Source organism: Methanocorpusculum petauri, assembly GCF_026891975.1.
Classification (GTDB): Archaea; Halobacteriota; Methanomicrobia; order Methanomicrobiales; family Methanocorpusculaceae; genus Methanocorpusculum; species Methanocorpusculum petauri.
This window is the reverse complement of the sequence record NZ_JAPTGB010000048.1, coordinates 1-1,181: the sequence shown is the minus strand read 5'-3', so window position 1 is coordinate 1,181 and position 1,181 is coordinate 1. Positions and strand designations below refer to the sequence as shown.

Here is a 1,181-nt window from a genome sequence, read left to right as displayed (position 1 = left end):
CAAACGCGACGGCAAATGCTCGCGAAGCTTGTGTGATGTTTGCTTATGTGATGTTCAGGTGGCAGCTTGGGGCTGCTGTTTTGGTGGTCGGTTCAGGTTTTTTCCGGGATGTTTTGTTTCGCGGGTGCTGTTGCGGCTGCGATAGCGATCCACGGAGCGGGAAGTGGAATATGACTCTGCCGTGTGAGACTTCCGTGGTTGTGGCTCTGCGGTACGTAGCGATGCATCTGTGTGAATCTGCGGCGGTCTTTCCTGATTCCCGCGCTGAGGATTCCCGAATGTCTTAGTTCATTGTTTTATCCATTGATGGTTCATGTTCAGTACCGGTTTTCCGTTTTTGTCCGTTTTGAGGATTCCCGCTTCTTTCATGCGGTCTGCCAGGAGTTTTCCTGCCTGATCCCATACTTCGCTGAACTCTTGCAACATGCGTGATTGTTCTGCGGTTACGCGGAGTGCGGGGCCCTGGCATTTGGGGCAGAGGAGGATGGGTTCCTGCGGGAGTTTGTCTGCGGGGACGAAGCCGCCAATGTCGAAGGCGAAGTTACAGGCGGGGCAGTGATACCGGATGCTGTGGTAGCTGGTGGTCTCGGGGGTTTCGGGTGTAGTGGTGGTTTTGGGGGTCATGGTTTTTTTCCTTTTTGTGTGATTTTTTTGTGTTCGAGTATCTTCGGCTTGTGGCTGGATGGGGAGAGAATAACGCGAGATTTCGCAGATGTGCCTACGGTACGGTTTCGCAAGTCCTGGGGTCTTGCTCCACTCCCCACTTCGTGGGTCACTATCGCACGGCAGAGCCGTGCTCAGCTCCCCCTTTGGGGTCGCCTTCGCAAGCCCGGAGGTCTTGCTCCGCTCCCCCCTTCGGGGGTCGCTATCGCAAGCACGACGGCAAATGCTCGCGAAGCTTTCACTCAGCTTCCACTCATTTACTATCCGGTATCGGCTTCGCGAGCATTTTTAGCCGCGTTTGCGACAGCAACGAGCAACCGCCCGGCTCCGGGCGGGCGAGAGCGGCGTGAAAAAATGCGATGAGCGAAGCCCAGCGCCGCAGGCGCGATCTGCGTTATCTGCGTTTCCTTTTTCATCGTTCACACTCCGAAGCCTCCCGTCTCCGCCAGTCATTTTTCGTCTTCGCCGAGGAGTTTACGGTACTCTTCTGCCACCTGTTCGGTACGGTACTGTATGAG

The 1,181-nt window shown here is 55.7% G+C and carries 2 protein-coding genes; one reads left to right on the top strand and one right to left on the bottom strand.

All coding sequences use genetic code 11. The features are described from left to right. A partial coding sequence (locus tag O0S10_RS10435; protein ID WP_268925821.1) for a hypothetical protein occupies positions 1-287 on the top strand: 287 nt, incomplete at its 5' end. A gap of 1 nt (position 288) precedes the next feature. Here O0S10_RS10435 and O0S10_RS10430 read toward each other — a convergent pair. Beyond that, positions 289-624 (bottom strand): zinc ribbon domain-containing protein, encoded by a 336-nt coding sequence (locus O0S10_RS10430; protein WP_268925820.1) that lies wholly within the window; start codon positions 622-624, stop codon positions 289-291. Positions 625-1,181: the final 557 nt, after the last annotated feature.